Origin of the sequence: Oceanospirillum beijerinckii DSM 7166 (assembly GCF_000422425.1) — a bacterium.
GTDB lineage: Bacteria > Pseudomonadota > Gammaproteobacteria > Pseudomonadales > Halomonadaceae > Oceanospirillum > Oceanospirillum beijerinckii.
The window spans coordinates 155,127-173,173 of the sequence record NZ_AULT01000005.1; the positions used below are offsets into that span (position 1 = coordinate 155,127).

At 45.6% G+C, this 18,047-nt stretch carries 12 protein-coding genes; 6 read left to right on the plus strand and 6 right to left on the minus strand.

All coding sequences use genetic code 11. The features are described 5' to 3' along the window. Positions 1-143 precede the first annotated feature (143 nt). On the plus strand, positions 144-3,119 hold the full coding sequence (locus tag H579_RS0100630) for an EAL domain-containing protein (RefSeq protein WP_028299052.1): 2,976 nt from the start codon (positions 144-146) through the stop codon (positions 3,117-3,119). 45 nt (positions 3,120-3,164) lie between these two features. On the opposite strand, the gene H579_RS0100635 is transcribed toward H579_RS0100630, so the two are convergent. Beyond that, complete coding sequence (locus H579_RS0100635; RefSeq protein WP_028299053.1) at positions 3,165-4,793, minus strand: methyl-accepting chemotaxis protein; 1,629 nt, start codon at positions 4,791-4,793, stop codon at positions 3,165-3,167. 468 nt (positions 4,794-5,261) lie between these two features. Between H579_RS0100635 and H579_RS0100645 the strand changes: the two genes are divergently transcribed. After that, complete coding sequence (locus H579_RS0100645; RefSeq protein WP_028299054.1) at positions 5,262-5,771, plus strand: M48 metallopeptidase family protein; 510 nt, start codon at positions 5,262-5,264, stop codon at positions 5,769-5,771. Between the two features lie 203 nt (positions 5,772-5,974). Here H579_RS0100645 and H579_RS23690 read toward each other — a convergent pair whose 3' ends face one another. Beyond that, complete coding sequence (locus H579_RS23690) at positions 5,975-7,030, minus strand: sensor domain-containing diguanylate cyclase (protein ID WP_169449681.1); 1,056 nt, start codon at positions 7,028-7,030, stop codon at positions 5,975-5,977. A 910-nt stretch (positions 7,031-7,940) separates the two neighbouring features. Here H579_RS23690 and H579_RS23695 point away from each other — a divergent pair. Continuing rightward, positions 7,941-9,221 (plus strand): hypothetical protein, encoded by a 1,281-nt coding sequence (locus H579_RS23695; RefSeq protein WP_036564929.1) that lies wholly within the window; start codon positions 7,941-7,943, stop codon positions 9,219-9,221. Between the two features lie 82 nt (positions 9,222-9,303). Here H579_RS23695 and H579_RS29370 read toward each other — a convergent pair whose 3' ends face one another. Continuing rightward, complete coding sequence (locus H579_RS29370) at positions 9,304-10,149, minus strand: hypothetical protein (protein ID WP_211224640.1); 846 nt, start codon at positions 10,147-10,149, stop codon at positions 9,304-9,306. 299 nt (positions 10,150-10,448) lie between these two features. Here H579_RS29370 and H579_RS29575 point away from each other — a divergent pair, with 299 nt between their 5' ends. From H579_RS29575 to safD, 3 genes are all read left to right on the plus strand, one after another. After that, a complete protein-coding gene (locus H579_RS29575) occupies positions 10,449-10,553 on the plus strand; it encodes a glutathionylspermidine synthase family protein (protein WP_245583185.1) in 105 nt (34 codons plus the stop codon). 277 nt (positions 10,554-10,830) lie between these two features. Further along, positions 10,831-11,583 (plus strand): sulfite exporter TauE/SafE family protein, encoded by a 753-nt coding sequence (locus H579_RS0100670; protein WP_028299056.1) that lies wholly within the window; start codon positions 10,831-10,833, stop codon positions 11,581-11,583. Between the two features lie 2 nt (positions 11,584-11,585). Then, entirely contained in the window at positions 11,586-12,956 is a 1,371-nt protein-coding gene (safD, locus tag H579_RS0100675) for a sulfoacetaldehyde dehydrogenase SafD (RefSeq protein WP_028299057.1), read from the plus strand. 85 nt (positions 12,957-13,041) lie between these two features. Here the strand turns inward: safD and H579_RS0100680 are convergent, their stop codons facing one another. From H579_RS0100680 to H579_RS0100690, 3 genes are read right to left on the minus strand one after another with little or no spacing between them, the layout of a single operon-like run. Next, a complete protein-coding gene (locus tag H579_RS0100680) occupies positions 13,042-17,376 on the minus strand; it encodes a hypothetical protein (RefSeq protein WP_028299058.1) in 4,335 nt (1,444 codons plus the stop codon). A gap of 49 nt (positions 17,377-17,425) precedes the next feature. Then, positions 17,426-17,827 carry a type II toxin-antitoxin system VapC family toxin gene (gene vapC, locus H579_RS0100685; RefSeq protein ID WP_028299059.1) on the minus strand — a complete coding sequence of 134 codons (402 nt, stop codon included), beginning with the start codon at positions 17,825-17,827 and terminating at the stop codon, positions 17,426-17,428. Beyond that, the gene (locus H579_RS0100690) at positions 17,827-18,018 is read right to left on the minus strand and encodes a type II toxin-antitoxin system VapB family antitoxin (protein ID WP_028299060.1); all 192 of its coding nucleotides are present in this window, start codon (positions 18,016-18,018) and stop codon (positions 17,827-17,829) included. Before H579_RS0100690 ends, vapC begins: the two co-directional genes overlap by 1 nt. Between the last annotated feature and the right edge of the window lie 29 nt (positions 18,019-18,047).

The following is an 18,047-nucleotide window of genomic DNA, read 5'->3' on the forward strand; positions in this document are numbered from 1 at the left end:
TGATATATGGCCCGGTATCAGCTATCGAAGTTGATACCGGGATAAGCTCCCATCTTCTGATGTCAAAATCCATACAAGAAATAACATTATTTCATATCGTGACTCAGTTAAACTGACACAAAGCGTCGGATCAGAAGAGTAATATGGAGCAGACAACGACAGCCTTTCCACTGATGCTGTCTCTTATGATCGCCTCTGCAGGCGTCATGTTTTTAGCATCAGTCCAAGTTGGTATCATCAGCTTTTTCACCCAAAAAGCGAAACTGTACCTGTCTTTTTCCGTTATGGCGTTAGCCGTAGGGGTCTATCAGCTTGGACAGAGCTACAGCTTATACAGTGCTGAATTAGACTCGGCTCTGATCGGATTGAAGTGGCAAACGGGCGCGATATTGCTGTTTTATCCCGCCATGTTTCTGTTCTTTGCCTGTTATACCCAACAGAAAACAATCACCCCCTGGTTTCAGCTGATACTGTTTATTTCTACTCTCGGTTTTCTTGTTAATCTGTTCAGTCCTTATTCAATTCGCTTCGAACAGGTCAGCCACCTGACCCGTTATACCCTGCCTTATGGTGAGACAATACATCTTATTCATGGTAAACAGCATGTTCTGGGACAAAGCTTGCACCTGCTTGGTCAGGGGCTGATGCTCTGGCTGTTCTATCGCAGTTATTGCCTATACCGACAGCGCAGAACTTTATCTGCGGTAATGCTGGTTATCTATCTGCTGCTTCAGTTGTCTGGCTCTGTTTATGGCGCGTTGATTGACGCAGGGGAAATTGAAGGCTTGTATATTGCAGGTTTTATTTTCACTCTGCTGATCTTATTGATGACGCTCAGTATGGCCTATGATTTTAAGGTTCAAAATCATCTGCTGAAGGAACGCACAGAGGCCTTGGCAGATGCGGTATTGCGACAGAAAGAAGCTGAATCCTACAATAGAAAATGGGCCCAGGTGCTGCATCAAGCGCCTGTAGCCACAGTTATTCTATCCCCGGAGGGAGAAATTATTACCAGCAATCAAGCTTGTATAGATTTCTGGGGAAAGGCACTGAAACAGCAGCCTGAGGCAGACTTTCTGGCTCTGCTGAAGATAACCCCAGAACAGTTAAATCAAGCCTTTTGTCGTAGTGTCCACAATGAAGAGCAGAAAACCCGGACACTGAAATTCACAAAAGGCCAGACAGAACATGGTCTCACCGCACAGAAAGATGCCTGGCTGCAGTTCAATATCTACCCGGTAAAAGATGAGCGAGGAGAGCTCAGCGAAGTGGTGATCAGTCATAGTGATGTCACCGAGCAGGAAAATGCCAAACAGGCCATCGAGAATATTGCCGCTGGAGTCTCCTCATCCAGTGGGCGGGAGTTTTTCGATCAACTGGTGCTGCATATCAGTCAGCTGTTTAAAGCCCGGTATGCTTTTATTGGCCTGCTAAATCAGGACAACCCTGGTGAAAAGACAATACGCACCTTATCAATCTGTTCAAGCAATGAAATTGTCGAAAATATCTCATACGCGCTGAAAGACACCCCTTGCGATAATGTTATTGGTCAGGATATCTGCATTCACGCCTGCGATGTTCAACAGTTGTATCCGAAGGACTTCCTGCTGCAGGAGATGGGGATTGAGGGTTATATTGGTGCCCCTATCTTTGAACCAGACGGTACACCTCTGGGTGTTATGGTCATTCTGGATACCAAACCGTTGGAACACACACAGCAGGCTACCAGCATTCTGGAGATCTTTGCTGCACGGGCCGGAGCAGAGCTGCAGCGCCTTAATGCGGAAGCCCAAATGCGTCAGATGGCCTATGAGGACTATCTGACTCAATTGCCCAGCCGGGCTCAGATGCATGAACATCTGCATGATGTCCTGGCCCAAAGCCGGAAAAATGGCACTCAGGCAGCCATGTTCCTGATCGACCTGGATCATTTTAAAACCGTCAATGATGCCCTGGGCCATGATGTCGGCGATGAGATTATCCGCAAGATGGGCGAGCGTCTGCGTCAGCAACTGGCTTCGGAACTGTTTATCGCCCGGGTCGGTGGTGATGAGTTTGTTGTCATCGACCAGCAGGATGGTGACGTGACACCGCTGGATATTAAGCTACTGGCCGATCGTTTACTGCATCTGCTGATGCAGCCCTTGCAGGTGGGCGAGCGCATCCTGAATATCGGCGGCAGTATTGGTGCCGTGGTTTTCCCGGCTGACCCGGAGCACCAGGAAACAGAGCTTGACCTGTTACGTTACGCCGATATTGCTCTGTATCAGGCCAAAAGCTCAGGCCGGGATAATTATGTTCTGTTTGAACCCCGTCTGCAGCAAAGGGTGAATGATCGCCTGGAGATTGAACGTGGGCTGCGTGAAGCCCTGGAAAATGATTATCTGAAACTTTATCTACAGCCTCAGGTAACAAAAGAGGGACGTGTTGTCGGGGCTGAGGTCCTGCTACGCTGGCAGCACCCTGAACAGGGGCTGATTCCACCCTTCCGCTTTATTCCAGTGGCGGAAGAAACCGGCTTGATCTTACGTCTGGGGCACTGGGTTATGGATCATAGTTTCCAACTGATCGCTCAGTGGCAACAGCAGCAGTTGGATTATCCACCGCAGATCTCGATCAATATCTCTGCCTGGCAGTTTGCTCAACAGGATTTTATTGATCAGGTAAAGAGCCTGATTCAACAGCGTCAGATTGATCCCGCACTGATTATTCTGGAGGTCACAGAAACCGCACTGCTGACAGATATTGCAGAAACCCGTTTGAAGCTTGAACAGCTCAGGGCACAGGGCTTTAAAATCTCACTGGATGATTTTGGTACTGGCTATTCCTCGCTGGCCTATCTGAAAGATCTGCCACTGGATGAGCTGAAAATCGATAAAACCTTTATTGATGAAGTAAAACCCGGTGAAAAACAGCCGTTGGTTGAGTCTATGCTGGCCATTGGTAAGCATATGCAGCTATCGGTCATTGCTGAAGGTGTCGAAAGCAAAGAACAGTGTGAACAGCTCAGTCTGATGGGATGCCAAAATTTCCAGGGTTACTACTTCGCCAGACCCATGCCGGCAGAAGAGCTACCGGAATGGCTGGCAGAACAGTCGTTGAAAGTGACTGAGTGTTGATCTTTAACAGGAAACTTAAGGCGGTCCTGCCTCAAGCCGTTTGGGTTAAACCTTAAAGCGACAGATCATATTGTCTAGCTCTGTGGACAGACCAGAGAGCTCCTGACTAACAGTCGCAGTTTCCTGACAAGCAGAGCTGGATTCCCGTGCCACGTCCGCAATATTCACAATACTCTGATTCATCTCGTCTGCCGTGGCACTCTGTTGCTCGACTGCCGCGGCGATCTGACTGTTCATATCACTGATTGATGTGACATGGCGTGTCACTTCAATCAAAGCACCACTGGTTCGCGCGCTTTGCTCCAGTCCCTGTTGAGCCCGTTCCCGACTGCGGGTCATGGCATTCACCGCATCCTGACTGCCCTGTTGTACCCGTTGAATCACCTCTTCGATCTCTTCTGTGGAGTTCTGGGTCTGCTGGGCTAAATTTCTGACCTCATCAGCCACAACGGCAAAGCCGCGCCCCTGCTCACCAGCCCGGGCGGCTTCGATGGCCGCATTCAGCGCCAATAGATTTGTTTGCTCGGCAATACCCTTAATGACGTCAGTGACCAAAGCGATATTCTGCGCCTCTTTCTCCAGTGAACTCACCACTTCTGCAGCATTGCTGACCTCATCCGCCAATGCCTGAATAATGCGATTATTTTCCATCAGGATCTGTTCACCCTGTTCGGACTCAGTGCGTGTGGTCTGTGCAGCCGTTTCTGCTTCCGCCGCATGGCGGGCTACTTCCTGTATTGTCGCAACCATCTCATTCATGGCGGTTGCCACATGGTCTGTTTCCTCTTGTTGGCGTGTCATACCTTCACTGGTGTGCTGACTGGCCAAGGACATTTTGTCTGCTTCCTGAGAGAGGTGCTTCACTGCAGAGGCAACTTGGGTAACCAGTTTCTGAAACTGTTCCAGCATATTATTAAAAGCCGAACCTATCGCTGCGATTTCATCATTACCCGAAACCTTAAGGCGTTGAGTCAGATCATGCTTCTTCTCAATATGCCTGATTGTCTTAAACATATTATCCAGAGGTGTTGTAATGGCTTTCGCAACCAGATAGCCCAGTAGCGCCACGGCAAGAAAAATAACAATCATCTCTATTATTTGAATCATCTTGGCGGTCTCATAAGACCCTGCCAGTTCTTTTCGCACCTCACCGGCAACACTCAGCTGTAGCAGTAACAGTTCGGCAATCTTGTCACTGATTGGGTCAATGGTGCGATATAAAGGGCCGTCAAAACGATCCAGCGCCCCCGCTTGCATGCCCTTCATGCCCGCCAGAACAGACAAGAGCTCATTAATGGATTGATCAGCCTGACGGAACAGCGTGGCGGCCTCAGAGGCTAGGCGGGTTTCTTCATCTGTCAGCTCCGTTGCCATATATTTTTTCCAGTTTTGCTCAATGCGTGTTTGAGCTTGCTGAATCCCTTTACGGGCGTCTTCAGCAGACATCATGCCCGCATTGGTTTTATTAACTGCATCAATAATTAATACAGCATAATCCGTACTGATGTAATAGAGATCATTTAAAGGCACAACTCTGTCGTTATAGATCGTATTGACACCGTCATTAAATAACTCCAGCTGCCTATCAGCAATAAAGAAGCTAACCAGTAATCCAACAATGGGGGCTACCATCATCAGGGTCAGTTTTTTCCCCACGGATAGTCGTTTCATCATATCGGAACCCTTGATCGAATAAGGAGTAAAATCCTTTGAAATTCATGAGACTACAATGAACATCCGTGAACAAGGTGTCAGGCATAGCCTGTCGAGATAACATGCATTTTTTAGTTTAGATCAAATGTGGCAGATAATAGGGGGCGATAGCTCATTTTTTTGTCATCGCAGGCAAGGGTGTTGAGATGCATCAATCATCAGAATGCCCTGAAACCTGGCATTCAGATAAGCACTTACACAAAAGCTTCTCTTTAGAAAATGGCTTTATTTTTCAGCTATCGGTCAGAAAATATCGCAACACTTTTGTGTAAGTGGGTACATACCGCTTGAACAGTAAAAGGCTCAATATAAAGACTCGCCTCAACTGAAGCGTTCTTCCAGGACAGTGACGATTTCCAATCCAAGTACTAGCACGTTATTATCAATGCCTGCGATCACCAGACCCAGAGCAAATACTGCAGGACTATTGTGCAAAAGCTTATCTACCTTTCCGGTTACTCAGAGCCGATCCAACAACAGGCACAACGGCTGCTGAATGAAGGTAAGCTGGATCATTATCTACTGAAGCGTTATCCCCAAGCGCACTCGATTAAGACCGACGCTCAGTTATACGATTACACGCAACAGCTTAAACAGCGTTATATGAAAAAAGCCTCGCCATTGCGTAAAGTCTGCTTTGATAGCAAGGTCAGCGTTGAACACCATGCCTTGGGGCTGAATGCTCATATTACCCGCGTCCATGGCGGAAAATTAAAAGCCAACCACGAGATCCGTATCGATCCTTGCTTTAAGCATTGTCCAGAAGAGTTTCTGCGCATGATTGTCGTGCATGAACTGGCTCACCTGAAGGAACGGCAACACAACAAAGCGTTTTATCAACTATGCAGCCATATCGAGCCAGACTATTTCCAATTGGAACTGGATCTCAGATTAATGCTGACCTTGCAAACCCAGCAGCATAAAAAACTCTATGAATAGAGGCTTGAGACGGTCTTTGACAGGGTATCCAAGGTCCAGTGATTGTAACTTAGTCAGAGATGATCATCTCACCCTGAGTGATTGGCTTAGAAATATGAGAGGGAGGTGATGGCTCGATATAGACTGCCAAAAGATTGGCTGGATATGGATAGATAACCTGCCATATTACAGAAGATGGGAGCTGAGCCTGGGGCATTCAAGCACTAGAATAACTCGATACTGCTTTGAGCCATATCAGCCCCGCAAACCTGATTACGACCACTCTCTTTTGCGCGATACAGAGACTGGTCTGCCACACGGAACAACTCGTCGGGCTCAGGAGGGGAGAACTCATCAGTATGATAGGTATAAAAACCAACCGATGTGGTAACAACGCCATAATTTGCGTTATTGATATGCTCAATGCCCAGATCTTCGATCTCTGCTCGAATACGCTCAGCTAACCCTTCGGCCCCCGTCTCGTCTTGCTGAATGATAATCGCAAACTCTTCACCACCTAAACGAAAGCAGGCAGCGGTTTCATCACCCGTGCAATATTGCAGTACCGCAGCCGTTTCCTTAAGCACATCATCACCTTTCTGGTGACCATAGGTATCGTTATACTTCTTGAAGTTATCAATATCAAAAATAATCAGGCTTAATGCCCTGTTATTCTCATAACAGTCCTGAAGGTGCTGCTCAAAATAGTGGTTAAAATGGCGACGATTATACAAGCCGGTTAACGCATCCCGAATAGACAGCTCCACTACCATTTTATGATCGGTAATATCCTGGTGTACTGCGATATAACCCACTTTACGACCATACATATCATAGTTCGCTGTGATTGAGGCATACACCCAATAGCTGGTGCCATCTTTTCTCTGGTTGCACATCTCACCTTGCCAATCCCGGCCTTCCGAGATCGATTGCCACAGACTCTGATAGGTTTCATCGGGTGTGTTTGGGTGGCGTACCATTGCATGGCTATGGTTAACAAGCTCTTCTTTGCTAAAACCTGAGATCTGGCAGAAGGCATCACTGACATCAAGAATATTACCCTCCAGATCTGTTTTAGAGGTGATAACATACTGATTAATAATTTTCAGATAGGATTGGGCAATATGGTTGGCTTCTTTCTTATTTTGGGTCAGGCGCTTGAACTGACGATGGCCAAAGACCAGCATTACAAACATCAGTGTGACTGTTAGAAATAAAAACAGAGGGTTGTTAAAAGCTGAAACCTGGGCCGGCTCTGCCAGCACAGTTTCTGAGAGCATCAGACACCATGGTGCAAATAAAGCTCGCGCTTTTATTTTGCCTCTGGATTTAGCCATAAACTGAATAAAACCTCTAATATTTAAGCAGATTCTTAATCTACATTATGGCATGTCTGTGGGATCAACCCCAAGGCTCCAAATCAATATTGTCGTATTTTTATATTGTAACGCTCCCCCCCTTATTCAGATGGGACTCCGGTTTAAAAACTATGGGGGTTTTTTGCGAAGTGCTTTCTGCTGCATCGGATAGCTGATAGAATACTTGCTGAAAACACTGTATAAAAAAACATATTAGATACCAGCCAAGCTTTTTTGATCCACCTCTGATAATCGCTCACTGCAAAAAATAGCTCTATCTGAAAAGAGTAATGGATCACAACCCCCGGTAAATCCGATAGGTGAAACCCGCACATGCTTTATCTGTGTTGAACCTGAGAACCGTGCGAGGCCAATATTAAAAAGGAGAAACCATGTTGCTACGCTTACCTCATCGCTGCAAGAATTTGTCTTGTCGCAAGCTGACGTTTAATAAGAACCTCTTTTGTCCAAAATGTGCATTGCCAATTAAACCTTCCAGTGACAAAAAATGGCTAACAGCTGCTTAATATAGCTGTTGGCCTTTTTGAGAATGCGATCTTAATTTTCCAGACTGTTACGGGCCTTTCCTGGCTCTTTTAATCACTGAGCTACTGTATTGGGTACATAATAAATAGGCCTTGCTTCGTTGCCAGGGGGGTATCGCTCTCTTTTCTGACTTTGTAGCCTTGTGCTTAACTGCCCTAGTGAAGAGCACACTGGGTCGGGTGAGTAATTTAAGGTCTATACTCACTTGAGCAATAGCTGCTCATTATTTTCCGACCTTTTATTGATATATTCAGTGCTTTGCTGAGTGCTTATCCTGGAGATCGTTATGGTTCGTAAGTTAGCTGTTAGATTTTTATCAATTCCACTGTTGACTGCGGGTCTTGCAGTAAGTGCGATATCTCCATTCGCTATTGCTGCCGACGATACCTTTATTGTACAGAGAGGTATTGTAGGCAAAGGGGAAGGCAATGATATTTATGTGCTTTCATCCAGCCTGATTGATACCAATGCTCAGATTACTATTTCAGATACTCAGGGTAGTAATAGTCTTCAATTGATTGGTGGCTTAAGTATTACCAGCTCTATTGTCGCATCTGACACTGTCCAGTTAACGTTAAATAATGGTGCGATTGTCACCGTTCTAGGTGCTGGATCTATGAGTTATACGCTGGGTGGCGATCCACTGAATGGTACTGCGGGCTCCAGTAAAAACTATCAAAGCTTTGTTTCAGATGCATTAGGGGCCAGTGTGCCTGTTACAGGAACGGTCAGTGGCGGCTCATCGTTAATTAATGCAGATGGTTCTGCAGAGGTGTCTTCTGTGACTGATGGCGGTGAGGGAGCGGGTGGGGGCTATACTGAGATTGACTTTACAGTCGTGACTCATAGTGACATCGGTTTTGAGTCTATGAATCGTAAGATTGAGGTATTTGGTATCCCTATCTACGCTGCTTCTGGTGTCGACGAGTCCCGTTTGGTACACGCTGCTCACATCATGGCTCAGTATCTGGACAATGATGAAAATGGAGTCATTGATAATCAACCGGTACTGGACAGAATGTTGGCAGCAAAGTCCTATCTCTTTATGTGGAAAACAGAGAGTGATATAGAGAGTTTTAATCCTCCTGATGGGATGGAGGGGCAGGATTTAGGGAATGATGAAACGATCCCTGAGTGGCATACCAATGGGCATCAAGGACAGTTTGATGCCGCTCTTGAGGAAGTGTGGCACCTGATCACTCACAATGGCTACTCTGCTGAGTACCCTAATGTGTTTGGTGAAAGTGTTGGTACTTCCCTGGCTAATGCGATGGATATTGCTCGTGGAGGTCAGTTTATCACGATACCTTCTTCCTACCCTGGTAGCGCCTGGTATAGCTACGACGATGAAAGTTGTGATTATGCATGTATGGCGACGGAGTATTTTTATTGGGGTATGACATCCGTTTTGGGGGCTCAGAGTGGGCGCTTGTCTGAAATTCAGGAGGAGTGGCGTTTGAATACTCCTGCTTTAATGCAAAGCACAGATACTGCGCTATACAATCTGTTAACGGATAGTCAATATAAGCTACCTACGGTCTTGCCTGATGGCAGTTATAATCAGTAAGAGTGGTTAACATCGGATCTCAGGTGCCGGATATACTGCCTTTGTTAGGCAGGTATCCTGCACCCGTTGTTTATTGCAGTAATTAAACCAGATCAACATTCACCAGCGAGGCATCTGTTACGCCTGCCAGTTGAATGCTAATCACCTGGTTATCAGCATCCAGCCCCAGGTTAATAAAAAGTGAGCCCGTAATTTCATTGACTTGAACGCCGATAGTACCGCTTGAAATACTATCACCCACTAAATCCGATAGGTTTGATCCATCAGCACCTGTCAGGCCTGTCAGTACCAGTTTGTCATCGGTTGTGTTGAAATTATCCACGTTAAAGTTGCCGGTAGTCAGATCGGCAAATGTGATGGCATCAGCAGTATCTGTAGCCGTAGCTGTAGCCGTATCTGCATCAGGCGTTATGGTGACAAAATCTGGTTCTGGTTCTGGTTCTGGTTCTGGTTCTGGTTCTGGTTCTGGTTCTGGTTCTGGTTCTGGTTCTGGTTCTGGCTCTGGCTCTGGTTCGGTTGGCTCATTAATACTCAAGGCATCAGTGGCGGCTTTTGAAGCCTCAAGCGATTCGGCCGTTTCATCTACGTTGTCTACGGCAGACTTTGCGCTGTCAGCTGTATACTCATCGACGGTGTTAGTATAGTACTCTGCGGCTGCGGTTTTATTGTCTAAAACCAAACGATCAGTTGCCGAGGCTCCATTAGGTAATGCAACAACCAACAGGTCTACGTTGACGGTTGCACCGCCACCATTTACCCAATATTCCAGCCCCTCGCTTTCAGCTGCGCGCTCAAATAAACGGTTATAAAGCTCTGCAACCGTTCGAGCTCGAGTCATAGAGCCCAGACCTTGCTGGTATTCTACCTGCTCGTTGACAATATTGGCACGCAGAGCCTCAATAGTCCAGGCCTGCCTTATCTGCGGCACGGCCAAGTAAACCAATGTAGATTTCCTGAATCTGTGCAGAAACAGTTGCCATATTCTTCTCCGTTAGTGTTAACCACCAGTTTTGGTGGTTTATTTTTTATTGAAGTGAGCATAGACCGGCTTGCTCATAGGCAATGCTGAAACTATAGGCACTACTGAAGCTATAGGCACTGGTGTGCAAATAGCCAGGGCTCATCATATGTGGCACTATTTTAACCAACAGTTTAAGAGTTAAACTACACATAAGGTATTTACTTTGTTGCAGCAAGTATTTTTGGGAACTGGTTGGCCCGAGTAAGGTGGATTTTCTGGAGCCGATCTGGAAAACGGTACTATCCAATAAAGCCCTGTTGCTGATGTTATGGCAGATGTTTCCCTATCATCCGAACCTGCTACCAGCCTGATTACCCAAGACTCTTCGCGCTTTTTGCCTCATATCATTCTGGGTTAGGCTGATCGGTTAGGTACAGAGCTTCCTGATCCTCTTACCGTCCTTGTCCCATTATCCTGATTCATTATTTCCGCAAACATCACTCCCTACTCTTTTTCTGTAATCCTCAGAAATAGCCCCATAAAGCCAAGTGGACAACGTAACTTAGCCAACTGGTCCTATTGGACCCATGCAATTTTTCTTACTCTGCCAGAAAGACAGTTTCAACGGGCAACAGGTAGATAGAAAAGATGGAAGTGGTTGAGTTATCCGGTTTAAGTCTGCTTTGGTTATCCCTGGCCATTGCGCTGGCCTCTATGATCACCTCGATCACGGGTATGGCCGGTGGTGTACTGATGTTTGCCGCCATGAGCGTCTATATGCCGGTGCGCCCGCTGGTGGCGATTCATGGCACGGTGCAGGTATTTAACAATGCGGCTCGCAGCTGGTTTCTACGTACCAGCATCCGCTGGGGGATGTGTATTCCCTTTGGTTTTGGTGCTGTTATCGGAGCGGTGCTGACCACCTTTTTTATTGTGCAGTATGTGGGGGAATTCTTCCCGCTGCTGCTGCTGGTGTGCCTGATTCTCTACACCCTGTTTAAACCCAAAAAGATGCCGCACTTCAAAATCCAGGATAAGAACTTTTTCTGGGTCGGTATCGCGACGGGCAGCCTGGGCATTATTGCCGGGGCCATTGATCCTCTGTTGGCGGTGTTTTTTATCCGTGATGACCTGACCAAAGAAGAGGTGGTGAGCAACAAATCGCTGATGCAGTTGTTTGCCCATCTGACCAAGATTCCGGCCTTTCTGTTTTTGGGTTTCTCTTTTCTTGATAACGCTGAGCTGATCGCTGTGCTAAGTCTGGCTGCTGTCGTGGGCGCCAAGCTGGGCGTGATCGTGCTGCGTTATATCAATACTCAAGTGTTTTTTACCTTGATGAAGGTCGCGCTGTTTTGTGCTGCCGGTCGCATTACTTATCAACTGATTCAAATGGGAGCTTAGCCATGAGCCAAACCTATTCCTTAGTGAACCCTTACAACAATGAGCCAATCGGCGAATACGAGTACACCTCGTGGGAACAGGTGGAGCAGAAACTGGCTCTGCTGAAATCCGGCCATAAGACTCAACGTGATAGCGCAGCCTTTGAGCGCGCTAATGTGCTGCTAAAACTGTCTGAGTTGCTGAAAGCTAATTCAGAAGAGCTTGCTCAGCTGATCACCCGTGAAACCGGTAAGACGATCTCTGACTCCCGTGTTGAGATGATGCGCGCGGTTAATGCGACGATTGCCTGTAGCGAAGAAGCCCGTCAGATTACCGGTGAAGCACTGGACTCCGATGCTTATGCCGCTATGGGTAAAAAGATCGGTATTGTCTGCTGGCGTCCACTGGGCACCATCTTCTGTATTACGCCGTTTAACTTCCCGATCAATATCGCGATTCACAAGATCGGACCGGCCTATGCGGCGGGTAATAGCGTACTGTTTAAACCGGGTCCGCAAAATACCGCCACGGCTCAGCGTCTGGTTGAGCTGTGCTATGAAGCCGGTATGCCGGAAAACGTACTGCAGTTCTGTATGCCTGAGATGAAAGAGCTGGATCGTTTAAACGGTCACTCGGATGTGAATGCCATCAACTTTACCGGCGGTACTGCAGCGGCCAATGCTATTGCCGCCGCAGCCGGTTATAAGAAATTGCTGCTGGAACTGGGTGGTAATGATCCTTTGATCATCATGGATGACGCCGATCTGGAAGGTGCGGTAAAAGCCGCAATTAATCAACGTTTCGCCACCGCAGGTCAGCGCTGTACTGCCGCTAAACGTTTGTTTGTACATGAAAAAGTATACGATGCCTTCCGTGATCTGTTGGTCGAGAAAAGCTCTGAGCTGGTGGTGGGTGATCCAGCGAAAGATGAAACCTTTATTGGCCCTCTGATTCACCAGGGTGCTGCCGATCAGGTACGGGACTTTATCGAAGACGCTATTGAGCGTGGCGCGACAGTCGCTATGGGCAACAAGTACGAAGGTGCCTTTGTTTACCCAACCATTCTGGAGAACGTTGATCCTGAGTGTGAACTGATGGTGGAAGAGGCCTTCGGCCCTGTAATGCCGCTGTTTAAGTTTGATGATGTAGATAGCATTATCCCGATTATCAACAACACGGCTTACGGCCTGCAGGGCGGTATCTTCACCAATAATCTGGCCCTAATTCGTCGTCTGTTTGAAGAGCTGGATGTGGGCACACTGGCCGCAAATGATGGCCCGGGTTTCCGCACCGAGCATTTTCCATTTGGTGGTGTAAAAGAGAGTGGTGTCGGCCGTGAAGGTATCAAATACGCCATTCGCGAGATGAGCTTTACCAAGACTCTGGTGTTGTAAGGCTCCGGCTCTTAGCTGTTGTATCGCTTAATCTCTCAGCTTTCCGGTGGATAAACCAGCACCGGAAAGCTGCGCTCAGCAATGTTTAAGCATATCCAGCTGTGAGAAAAATACTATCCGGTGTTTTTTCTCCAAGGAGCTTCTCCTTACGTTCCTTATTTTTCTCCTTGATAGCTTTTTTTCTGAGCTGTTCAAAAAGAGGGACAAAGTGCTGCCATTGACTTTCAGTTGTTGGATTAACCGGTGTTCTGGCATCTATACAGGTCTGTAAGATTATTAAACAGCGCCAGAACTCTTCAGCGGAGTTTGCTGACCACATATCATTTGCCCATTTTTGAGACCATTGATATTGATCGTATGATTTCTTCGCTATTCTTGCGGCATCTCCAACAATGTTTTGCTCTTCGATGTGTTTTTGGATGATATCGATGTTTTCAAATTGCTCTGGGTAAGAAGAAAATCCCATGATTGTTGCAGCATAAGCCTGGTCAAGCGTTGATGAGCTATTGGCCAGTTTATCGGCAAACTCTTTTAAAAAGGCTTTTGCATCAAATCTCTCTGCAGCCAGTACTTCTTTTGCCAAGGCTTCGTTGTTTTCTGACTGCAGCAGTCTTTGCTCCCAGATAGATTTCATCGCTTCTGATGGAGCGCTGGACCATATCATTTCAATTGAATAATTCATCACTCCTTCGCTAGCTAAAGCTTTTTGAAAAAGAGCCACTGCTCTTTCTGGCCAGTCTTTTGAGATAAGATTTGCTACAACAAAAGAGATATTTTTCAATGCGGATATACGGTTGGGGTTAATATCCTCCAGTATCTCAAGAATCTGTAATAGTACAGCTGGAAATGAGTTTATAAGGAGCTTTAGTTTTCCACGGGATGTACTATCAAATAGATTAGATGGGGATACGTTCTGTCCTTCAACAAAAAATACACCAGATAAGTCTTCTTGCTCTCGACTGATAGTTATACCAGCGGTTTTCTGTATGCATAATAGAAAGTAATGGGCTAGCTGCTGGACTAACTCTTCCCCAACTTGCTCTGCTGCATAGAACCATGCCTCTTGAGAAATTCTTTTGATCATCTGTTCAACAGATAGTTCTCCTTTGGTGCAAGCTTTTATCAGTAGTACAGAGCCAAACCAGTTTTCATAGGTTCCTGCTTGTTCGTCACATGCCTTCCAGCTTCCTTGAGTATGCTTGTATCTGATAGTTCTAAGTTCATGTTTAATAGAGATTTCAAAGACATGAGCACGGAGTTTTGAGTCTTGAGCATTGCAGTAATATTGAGCCAAGGACTCAAACTCTTGAGTAATCGATACATTGCCAAAAAGTATTGCTGTTAAAACCCCATAAGCAGCCCGCTCATCTTTGAGGTCCAGTTTATTTTGGATAAAATCTGTAATACCTTCATTTTCAAGCTTTAAGCAGGGAATGATATTTAGCAGATAAGTTGGGCCAAATATTGGATTGGTTAGACACTTTAGCTGTTCTGATGTTGATAAATGAGGAACTATATACCAAAGAAGGAACATTTTTAGAAATTCGTCATCTTGAGATATATCATCCATCATATTGGTACTAGTTGCCCGCTCCATAAGTTCGGTGGACATTTCTCTGGTCATTAAAGGAATACTGGATGTACCATTAAGGATCAGCTGGCGTAATGGGATTCCTGTTCGTGTCAGCAAGCCCGATAGTAATTCTCTGGCTTTTAATTTCGCTATATCAGAATCAAAACGACAAGCGATAGGCAGGAAGCAGTTGTAGTCGATAGCTTCACTACTTTGACTCATTGTTTGCATAATGTTATTTGTTGACAGGTTCAAGAAGAGCTTTATTCCACTATCAAAATCAATAGGGGCAACAATATTTGGATCTGCTGCTTGGGCCAGCTTCCAGCTATTAGGTTCTGGATATTGCCATTCAAAAGTACGTAGTTTCTGTGTAATTTCTTTAGCTTCTAAGGCTGCTGCAAAGTCGCCAGTGGCATAGAGCATACGTACAATTGTCCACTGTCCTGCTGTTGATGTGTCTTCAGATCGTAGTGGCTTGATAGCTTTCAAAAAAGCTTGTTTTGTTAACTCTCGATCCATTCGATTAAAGCTTGTTAATTGAGAGAATGCTTCTCTTGCAAAGCTAACGCCCTCATCCAGAGTGAAGCTTAAGCCCAAAGCTATAAAGCTATCTGCGAAGTCTGCTAATGGTTTGCTTGCCAGTAGTTTGAGTGCTTGTGCCAATAAGGCCCCTACGTTTCCCGACGCCTCATTCATTTCATCAAGTAGATTTTTTTCAAAGGGTGAAAGTGATGAGAGCACAGCTTGAATCTTTTGCTTTCGATTATTTAAATGTTTCATATCCTCCGAGGTATTTACTCTTGGGAAGCGGCGAACCTGTTCGACAAAGTCTTTGTTATAGCTACGTAGCCATCGATGAATAATCGGCTCAATTACAAGCCAGCCTTCCTCTGATTGAGCTATTTGATATGCTGCTTCAGTTAACCAATCCTGATTTAGGTGCCGCTCTGATCCTAAAGTAATGAGTTTAAGTGTATTGAGAAGCTCTACTGGTTGTTTCTTTACAATCTCCACAAACTCGTCAAAGCGTTGGCTATCAAGATTCTGTAGATTAGAGAAAGCCTTGAGCAAAACAGAAAAAATACTGGTGTTCAACGGATCTGAATCTAAGGCTGATATCATCAGAGAAGAAAAAATGACATCAGCAGCCCTGTCCATCGAGCTAATAGGATCTATTAGCTGTTCAATTAGCTCATCAAGGTCGTATTCATATTGCTGGGCTTGCCACAGGTTATCAATCAAGGCATAGCCAAGCGCAAGTGCTAATCCTTCATCACGCAATTCATAATATTTGCCACGAGGGCCGCAGGTTTGAAAGAAGCGCGTTTCAATTACATTGTTTGAATCTTGTTGGAACTGCCGTGATATCTGTAATGGCGCTTGCTTTACCTTTTCTAAAACCTGTTTTGCGTGATCGCTCAACCTCTCCACTAAGTCGATCAGGTTTTCATCTTCGAATCTCTCTCTTTGTGAGGCTCTTAGGTGTTCAAAGAGAATTCGATCAGGAGTCAGGCCCTTCCAGGCAGAGTGGTCGTTCTGTGGGAGTGTTGTTACGGCAATCCCGAGTAATCTGGGATTCTTTAGGGTATTAAGTGTTGCTTTATCAAGCCAATGTTGCTTAATACCGTAATGCTGTAAGAGAGCATCTCGTTCTTCAGGTGTCCACTCTGGAACTGAAATTTGTTGAGGAGAAAAATTCAGTCCAGGACTGACCACTTTGCCCCAGAACTGTGGACGTACAGTGATGATAAGCTGCCCGCCAATCTTTATCAGACGCTCATTCAGACTATCAATTAATCTTGCCCAGTGAAGATTCTGTCGTTGATTGATGCCATCAAGCACAAACAAGACAGGATTGTCAGTCGGTTGGTTCGACCATGCATTAAGTCTATGTTTCCATCTCTTTTTAGCTGGATCATCACTAGTACCACCACTTTGTTCGATAAGTAGATCAATCAATAGATCATCCAGGTCTAGTGGTCTTAAACTTTCAAACTGTTCTGCACTGGCAAAAAGAGCTAACCCTTGATGCTCCAAACAGATTTGAGCTGCAAGCCATGATTTACCATGGCCTTCGCCTCCAAGCAGGGCTACGGCCTTGTTCCTTTTTAGGCCTTGTCTGATCTGTTGTCTTAGCTCTTCACGCAGTTCAGAAAATTCTGTTTGATGATTAACTGTCAGGGGTTGTCCCAAGCAATTTCTAGCAATGCTTGCAGAACTAAATGTGGTCTCTCTCCAGGCTTTATTATCTCTCTCCGCATGAGTCAGGGCTAAGACCGGTGTATTAAGATCAGATTTCAGCTTATTGAGCAGGGGAGAAAAGTCAGGGTGACACTTAATCTTTTGAAATATATCGTCAAGCTTTGTGGGGGCTGGTTGAAGTTCGCAGTACTCAATAAGGAAACTTTTTGCTGACTTATGTGCTGCTGTAATAGCGACAGCTAGTAGAGGCAGCGGTGTTTCAACCCAATCAAGAATAAGTGTAGAGATAGCATTCTTTTCACCATCGACTCTAAGGGCCATCTCCAGCTGTGTGCCTATTTCAGTTGTAGCACCAAGAATCCATAACCTGTCTGGGGAGGTATTGGTGCGAGCAAGGTCTGCTATTTTTGTAATGACTTCATTCCGGTGAATTTTTTCCGAATATCGTTTGGCTTCAAAGCAAATTGCATCATTTCTGAATGCTGAGTCACCGTCGATACCTCCCTGAAGTCCACTTGATGCCAGTCGAAAAGGTATGCCCGTTAATTCAGTGAGCACAACTCTAAGTAAACCCTCGAAACCATCAGCTCCTGCAGGCTTAAGTGTTAAAAGAATATCTTTAAGAGTATTTAGCTGTTCCATTGTAAAAACTCACTGTAGCTTTTCGAATAAGGGTGTGAAGTTGTGGATGTTATTGACCGTAGGGCAGTAGCATCAGGCCGAGGTGTTCAGCAAAGGGCTGAAAATCACGATCTGATTGCAGCAAGTTGATTTGGTTTTCAATGCAGTAAGTGGCAATGATTACATCAATGGTTTTTCTAACAGTAATGCCGCGTTTTCTAAGGAAACGAAAGTTTTCAGCACTCTTTATTGCGATGTTTTGGCCGAGTAGCGAGTGGATATCAAGTGATGAGAGCAGGGTTTTTGCGATATTAAAGTCTTTATCCTGTTTAAAGCCCTGTAACACTTCGGTCAATATCAGATCACCAATAATCAGATCGGACTGGCCAAGAGCTTGATCAAGAAAATCTGTGGCGGCAGTATGTTGGCCGTTAAAGTAGTCAATCCAGACTGAAGAATCGACCAGAATCATCAGTCTTGCCTCATTTCATCCAGATTACCTTCCCATTTAAGTTTGCCTCGAAAAGCTCGGATACTTTCTTGTTTTTTTAGCTTAATCAGTAACTTAAGGCCTTCTTCAACGGCTTCACGTTTTGTCTGCAAGCCGCTACATTTTAGCGCGTCGTCCATCAGTTGGTCGTCGATTACGATATTGGTTCTCATCTCAATACCTGCCTCTATAGCGGTGTGTA

Coding starts and splice junctions, on each gene's coding strand:
- H579_RS0100630 (WP_028299052.1), top strand. CDS start 144: ATGGAGCAGACAACGACAGCCTTTCCACTGATGCTGTCTCTTATGATC.
- H579_RS0100635 (WP_028299053.1), bottom strand. CDS start 4,793: ATGATGAAACGACTATCCGTGGGGAAAAAACTGACCCTGATGATGGTA.
- H579_RS23690 (WP_169449681.1), bottom strand. CDS start 7,030: ATGCTCTCAGAAACTGTGCTGGCAGAGCCGGCCCAGGTTTCAGCTTTT.
- H579_RS23695 (WP_036564929.1), top strand. CDS start 7,941: ATGGTTCGTAAGTTAGCTGTTAGATTTTTATCAATTCCACTGTTGACT.
- H579_RS0100670 (WP_028299056.1), top strand. CDS start 10,831: ATGGAAGTGGTTGAGTTATCCGGTTTAAGTCTGCTTTGGTTATCCCTG.
- safD (WP_028299057.1), top strand. CDS start 11,586: ATGAGCCAAACCTATTCCTTAGTGAACCCTTACAACAATGAGCCAATC.
- H579_RS0100680 (WP_028299058.1), bottom strand. CDS start 17,376: ATGGAACAGCTAAATACTCTTAAAGATATTCTTTTAACACTTAAGCCT.
- vapC (WP_028299059.1), bottom strand. CDS start 17,827: ATGATTCTGGTCGATTCTTCAGTCTGGATTGACTACTTTAACGGCCAA.
- H579_RS0100690 (WP_028299060.1), bottom strand. CDS start 18,018: ATGAGAACCAATATCGTAATCGACGACCAACTGATGGACGACGCGCTA.